4 protein-coding genes and 2 pseudogenes are annotated in these 6939 nt (G+C 33.8%); 1 reads left to right on the plus strand and 5 read right to left on the minus strand.

Features of this window, described 5'->3' with window-relative positions; all coding sequences use genetic code 11:
• On the plus strand, positions 1–321 hold a 321-nt coding region (locus BAQ44_RS03440), incomplete at its 5' end, for an ATP-dependent Clp protease proteolytic subunit (RefSeq protein ID WP_180998451.1).
• Positions 322–343: 22 nt separating this feature from the next.
• Here the strand turns inward: BAQ44_RS03440 and BAQ44_RS03445 are convergent.
• The 5 genes and pseudogenes from BAQ44_RS03445 to BAQ44_RS03470 all read right to left on the minus strand — a co-directional run.
• Positions 344–895 carry a recombinase family protein gene (locus BAQ44_RS03445; protein ID WP_000576160.1) on the minus strand — a complete coding sequence of 184 codons (552 nt, stop codon included), beginning with the start codon at positions 893–895 and terminating at the stop codon, positions 344–346.
• A 375-nt stretch (positions 896–1270) separates the two neighbouring features.
• Positions 1271–2401 carry a Ger(x)C family spore germination protein gene (locus BAQ44_RS03450; protein ID WP_000702268.1) on the minus strand — a complete coding sequence of 377 codons (1131 nt, stop codon included), beginning with the start codon at positions 2399–2401 and terminating at the stop codon, positions 1271–1273.
• A 4-nt stretch (positions 2402–2405) separates the two neighbouring features.
• A pseudogene (locus tag BAQ44_RS31735) lies at positions 2406–3499 on the minus strand (GerAB/ArcD/ProY family transporter).
• Positions 3500–3507: 8 nt separating this feature from the next.
• Complete coding sequence (locus BAQ44_RS03460; RefSeq protein ID WP_000172443.1) at positions 3508–4992, minus strand: spore germination protein; 1485 nt, start codon at positions 4990–4992, stop codon at positions 3508–3510.
• A 311-nt stretch (positions 4993–5303) separates the two neighbouring features.
• Positions 5304–6722 (minus strand): annotated as a pseudogene (locus tag BAQ44_RS03470) (DUF4158 domain-containing protein); the annotation flags it as partial.
• Positions 6723–6939 lie beyond the last annotated feature (217 nt).

Raw genomic sequence — 6939 nt, forward strand, 5'->3', positions numbered from 1 at the left:
GTATCAACAATCTGTATCGGTATGGCTGCATCTATGGGTGCATTCTTACTTGCAGCAGGTGAAAAAGGAAAACGTTATGCACTTCCAAACAGTGAAGTAATGATTCACCAACCACTTGGCGGGGCACAAGGTCAAGCGACTGAAATCGAAATCGCTGCTAAACGTATCCTATTCTTACGTGAAAAACTAAACCAAATTCTTGCTGACCGCACTGGTCAACCACTTGAAGTGCTACAACGCGACACAGACCGCGACAACTTCATGACAGCAGAAAAAGCTTTAGAATACGGTTTAATCGATAAGATCTTTACAAATCGTTAATAACTAAATTACTGAGGCAACCCTATAGCGCCTTGTCTAAATACCTATACAGCGTGGTCTTACTGATACCAGTCGCCACTGTAATTTGCTTAATTGTATAGTCTTTACTCTTATACATCTTAACAGCCATTTCCACTTTATCTTCTTTCTTAGTAGGTCTCCCACCTTTCTTTCCTCTTGATCTTGCTGCTTGAAGACCAGACTTTGTTCGTTCACTAATAATATCTCTTTCTAGTTCAGCGATGCTTGCCATTGTACGAAAGAAAAACTTTCCCATTGCGGTTGAAGTGTCAATACTGTCAGTAATTGATACAAAATGTACACCCATATCGTTAAATAATTCGCTCAGTTCTATCAAATGTTTTGTGGAACGTGAAATACGGTCAAGTTTATATACAACAATTTTATCGCCACTTCGTAAAATTTTTAAAAGGTCTTCTAATTGAGGCCTATCTCTTCGTGTGCCAGTTAATTTTTCTTTATAAATCTTCTCAACCCCGAATTGTGTTAATGCATCAACTTGCATATCTAGGTTTTGTTCCTCCGTACTCACTCGCGCGTAACCAAAAATCATAATTAATCACCTACTAAAAACTATTTATATGAATATATTAGCACCAAAAACGGTGTTTGTTATTAAAAATGTTACTTTGATTTTGGGAATGAGTTTTGGTACCAAAGATCAGGGTAAATAGAGTGTGTTTTGCTCCAATAAGGACCAGCCCCATAAATGTCCGTTTATGGGGCTAATTTTATTAAACTAACCAGCCGCAGTATGACTGAAGAGAGCTCTTTTATTTTTGTTCCGCAATAGGGCCAGATTGTTGAATAAGGATTGTAGTTAATTATGGTTTTACATACAATTATTGAACTATTGGAAGATAAGTTTAATATCAACCTCGGTGAGCTCTTCATAAGTAAATGAGGTTCTTCACAAGTAATTCGTGAACTAATCAACTGCCCCAGTTCGTTTTATTTCTACCTTAATATTTGGTTTTAAATTTAATGTGGAATACTTTCCTCTCAAATCTTTTTCATTTAAATTGGAATATTTTCTTATACTTTTTATTTTTCTTCCAATGCCAATTGGATCAGTATTTAATTTTCTAAACTCCTCAAGAATATCCCCGAATTCTTTGTTTAGTTCTTCTTCAATTATTAGCTCCATTTTTTTTATTGATTCCTTATTTTTAAGAGTAACAGAAGGCTGTAATTCTATAGTTGAAACTAAAATAGATGCATTTAAATTAACCGACTCTTCCTGAGATAATTCAACATTTCCGCGGTACTTTATTGGGTGAATTGTAATATTAAATTTATCTCCTTTTTGCTTTTCGACTAGTTTTATTCCCTTTTCTTCTAATACCTCTGCAGGAATATTTAAAGTTATATCCCCCAAAAAAGCATTATGATTGGTGAATAATTTTATATACAGGTTTTTTTTCATGGAAATAGAACCAACTATTTTATCATCCCTAAATAATGCAACCCCATCTAAATAGGGTGCTACACCATTCTCATTCGATAGAATAGGTAAGGTAGGATCGATACCAATTTCATATAGTGTGGAAATAAAATCATGCAAGTTGGAGTTGACTAACATTTCTTTCTTTTCGTGTTTATCCAATAGTTGATAGATATAGGATCCCATTTCGGGATATTCTTCATAGTTTTTATTTTTAATCGTCTCCTCAGCATTATCAGTAATGGCCAAAAAGATTAAAGAACTGATACTGCTATCTCGTTGCATAGTATCCAGAAAAGAAGAAATTCCTACTGTTTCTGCCATATTTTTATTAAACAGTATGGTCCTTAATTGACCAGAAGTAAGGTGGTGGCTTGTCTGTTGTTCTAAATTTTGTCTTATTTGTTTGCTTGTAGTTCCGACGGCAGAAATGGTTACACTCGTCTTTTCTTCTTTACGGTCGAATTGTAACAAGCTAATAGTGCCTTTGTATGTATTCTCATCAAGTAAGTCAAAACCAATAATAGTTGAAATTCCTTGCCTTTCTAATATTTTTTCAGGTGGCATACATGCCGTACAGAGAAAGACACAAAGTAGAATAAGCCGTATTTTCATTTTTTCAACTCCGTTTTGAACGTGAAAAGATTTTAGATTTAATGATTGAAATGAAATATAAGAATATTGGATAGATAAACCATAGGTAAAAGCCTACTTGACCAACTTTATCAATCAAAAGGTTATTGTCGACTCTTTTTGTGATAAAAAAACTCGTGATAAAAATGATTATTGAGATTACCCATATTCCATGTTTTAGTTTTAAATGAAATATTTGTTTAACTCCTTTGGAAGAAATGAATAGGATTATACATAAATTTGGAAAAATAACTAATATCCATAATGAAACTGCTATAGATTCAAAGCGCTCAATAAATGGAAAATGGACAGCGCTTATCATACTGACAATAGGCCAGATCTGTTTTTCTAATTCTTTAGGGCTATAAAATAATATGGAAATAACAGTTGCAATTAAAACAAGAAGTGTGGTAAACCAGATTGCTAATTGACTGAATAGAAGTAGTTTTTTTTCTCCTTTATAAAAGGAAAAATAAAAAATAAAGTCTCAAAACCCAACATTGTATAACTGCTTTTAAAAACTCCTTTCATCATTTCTGACGGAGTTGTCGACATGATGGGTAAAATTCTAGTTAAGTTTATGGAATCAAGTGGTTGATACATCACAAATAGCAGCCATATAGTCATTAAAAAGGATAAGAAGCATATCCCTGCAACTACTCTGAATCCACCTGATACTGCATAAATTGTTATTAATAATAGTGCTAAAGTGCCTACCCATTCATAAACTCCTTCATATCCCCATGTTAGGGACAATTCAACATAACTGATGATGATAGAGTAATGTACAGCAATAAAGTAAATGACAATTAAGGTATTGATGATACTTCCTATAAAGCGACCAAATAAATTTTCGTGTATTTCATAAAGATTACAGTTTCCATGTTTTTTAAGTATGCTAATAATAATCCAAGTGATAATACTAATGAATAGACCGGATAGTAAAACTGAGATCCAAGCATCTTTCTTAGATTCAAGATAAATAATTTTCGGGACTCCAAGTATGCCCATACCAATTTGCGAAGTGTGTATGATAAAGAAAGCCATATAGGCATTTACAAAACTAATATTTGATTTCATTATCCACCTCAAAATTCATCTAAATCTTTTTCTGTTTTTTTAAATCTCCACCTTGTGCGGAATGAATCTTTTGGGCGATTGACAACAGGACGTCTCATATAAAAATGGTGGGGTAGACGTATTAAGAAGTATTTTATATCCTTAATCCTAAAAGGGTATAGAGGTGCAAGATAAGGTTTGTTTAATGATGTCAATTTTAACAAGTGGACCATCATTACACAGACACCGATAATAATCCCATTTAATCCCCAAACACCTGCTAGAATAATGAAAGGAAATCTAGCAATTCTTATAGCAGTGCCCATTTCATAAATAGGAGCCGTAAATGCCCCTAATGCACTAAATGCCACAATAATAATTAAAATGTTGCTAGTTAAACCTGCCTCAACAGTTGCTTGGCCAATAACAATACCTCCAACAATCCCCATTGTTTGCCCTACTTTTGACGGAAGGCGTGCCCCAGCCTCTCTAAGTAATTCAATTAATAATTCGAGTAAAAGTGCTTCTAGCAAAGGTGGAAAAGGAACTTGTGAACGTGATTGCCCAATTATAAGTAACAATTTAGATGGAATTAGTTCAGAGTGAAATGTCATGGTTGCAACATAAAATGCTGTAAGAAATAGTGACCCTGCCATAGCAAATAATCGTATAAATCTTATAAAAGTACTTAAGGACCATCTCAAATATATGTCTTCTGTTGATTCAAAAAACGAAAAAAAATTAGCAGGTCCAATAATAGCAATTGGACTTTCATCTATAAGAACACCAATCCGTCCGTTTAAAATAGAGTAGAGGAATCTATCGGGCAACTCTGTTAATATAAACTGTGGAAAAAATGAGTAATGATTATCTTCAAGACATTGTGCCAATACTGAACTGTCACTTATATTATCAGTTTTTATATTTTCAAACTTCTCCTTAAGTGTTTTAAGTGTGTCATCATCCGCTATATCTTTAAGATATATAATTCTTACTTGCTTCTTAACACGTTCTCCTATTTTTAATTCATCTGTACACAAATTAGAATCATTTAGATTTCGTCTTATAATTTTAATGTTAGAAGATAATGATTCTGTAAACGATATTTTAGGACCGTATACCAATGATTCTGTTTCTGCTTTCTCAATAGATCTTTCAATAGGGTTGGCGCAATTTACCATAAATGCTTTACTTTCGTCTGATAAGTAAATATAAGCGAATCCATTTAAGAGGGAAGAGATAATCTCTTGTTCCTTAAGGTTTTTCTTTACTTCGTTCATTGGTATGTTTTTCAATAAATAAGAGTAAGTTATGTATTCTATCGGAAGTTGTTGAATGTATTTAATTACATACTCATTTAGAAACTCTTGTTTAATTAAATTTTTCATGAAAATAACTTCGAGACAATCTCCACCAACTTCAAGTGTTCTACACATTAAGTCTGGTGATTCGTTGAGGATGTATTTAATTTTTTCATAATTAGGGCAGTTATTTTTATTTAGATGGAGTGTCATTTGAATCATATCCTTCAATAGTTTTTTTTTAGTATTTGAAGTAGGAATCATTTTATACTTGTTTTAATAAAGAAGTAAGGATTGAGAGTAATTTTAGGACCTATGGTTCTGAAACGAATATGGAACAAGGAATTTTAGATGGTAACCAACAACATGTTGTAGAAATCAATTGGCCAGAACTAGCTGGTATATATGAGGTTGAATTTAATGAAATGTGGGGCAGTTCTACATTATCTTTTGATAAAGTAAATTCTAACATCAGTACTCGTAAAATCGATAATACAACACATGTTATTGATATTAACGGTAAAACACCGGAGGCGCGTTCGAAGTGTTTGTAAAACAGCAATCTCATAATTGATTCGGTTAACCCTCTCCATTCCCTTACTATCCGTCTCAATAATGATATCCTTCCATTTGGGCTGGATCACTCCTTCAATAGGAACTTCGTCATTAGCTGCAAAAAAACGTTGACCACTATCACCATATTCTCGAATTAGTTGAAGAGCTTCAATGACAGGTTGATGAGATTGATTATTAGATCTGAACGTAAGATTTTTTAAGATATTACAGAAAGCAATCCGATAATGCCCCCGATAGGAAGAATGCATCTTTATATAGATTTTTTCTTTGTATTCTCGGTGATTTCTTGTCATGTCTTTAATAATATCCCGAATTGTTGAAGCGCCTACAATCGGATATAGAGTATCTTGAATAATTCCATCTGGATGATTAACCGTCGCTTTTAATAAGTTGATAATATGTTTATTTTTCCCTTGAACCCTTTCCAACTCTTCTACTGCTTCTTTACGGGTAGTATTCTTGGCCTTATTTCCGAACTTGAGAGTGATTTCATCCAACAGATCAGCTAAATAGTCGATAACTTCAGCATGACGATGCCAAAATAAGATGGCAAGTAAGGTGTAGCGAATGGGTGCTGGATGTGCTCGCAATTCCGTTACAGTCTCAGTAGCTGCACGAAGTCGATATTTCTTTAGTAATTTTGGAGTCATATGATGAAACAAACCATTAGGAATTTGGAGATGTCGTATAGCTAACAGTTTTTTAACCTCCATCTCCATCGCATTTACACTTGGTTTACGAGGAGAAGATAATAGTTGACGAAAAGTTAAAATGTCGGTTTCCTCTCCATCAGAATCCTCATCAGCATGGGACTCAAGTAAAGCATCTAACCGAGTGCACGTCTTAGCAGATAATTGCTGATATGTCATTTTATATAAGCTCTTTTCAAAAGTATCAATGGCAGAGTCAATCATACGCTTTAAGCTCCCAATAGAAGGAGGTTCAACTTTCCATTTACGAAAGAGACTGTATGCTTGGTTTTTTAAATAGTCTGTATCATGTGTAGACTGAACTTGTTCTTCTAACCATTGTCCCAAACGATCATTATCTGTACGTGTAAGCTCCTGAAATCCAAAAAAATCCCTTATATTTTTTCGATGTCGGGTATAAGTCTTTTCTTTTCCACCCCAACTATATTCATCAAATTGATCATGCGAAACATCAAGCTGTTTCGCTATGTACTCGATCACTACTTTTGGGATGTCTTGCTTTTGGCTAGGGAATCTAGCTTTCTGTTGGAAATACTTTAGTAACACGGCAAAGCCCAAACGGTTCGTTTCTGTTTTATTCCCCATAGATAGATGTAGTTCATTTGGCATTAACATAAAGTTTGCTAAAAGCTCTTCTTCATTCCAATTTTTCTTCACTGGTTCTCCCTCTGATCTACATGTTTTTTTAATAGTATAATTTCAAACATAGAGACCATCAAGATAACTAAGAAAAGCAGCAAAGCTAAACCATTTTCCTTTTATTGTAATATATCTGACGGACTAGAGCAGTAACCCTGTGATTAAGCCTGAAAGAATATAGAATGACATTTAAGCACCTACATCAATTGGCTTTGGAAAATGGTGATGCCATTCA

Origin of the sequence: Bacillus mobilis (genome assembly GCF_001884045.1) — a bacterium.
In the GTDB taxonomy this organism is placed as follows: Bacteria; Bacillota; Bacilli; order Bacillales; family Bacillaceae_G; genus Bacillus_A; species Bacillus_A mobilis.

Bases quoted from the DNA above. Each gene is read 5' to 3' on its own strand.
- BAQ44_RS03445 (WP_000576160.1), bottom strand. From the start codon at position 895: ATGATTTTTGGTTACGCGCGAGTGAGTACGGAGGAACAAAACCTAGAT.
- BAQ44_RS03450 (WP_000702268.1), bottom strand. From the start codon at position 2,401: ATGAAAATACGGCTTATTCTACTTTGTGTCTTTCTCTGTACGGCATGT.
- BAQ44_RS03460 (WP_000172443.1), bottom strand. From the start codon at position 4,992: ATGACACTCCATCTAAATAAAAATAACTGCCCTAATTATGAAAAAATT.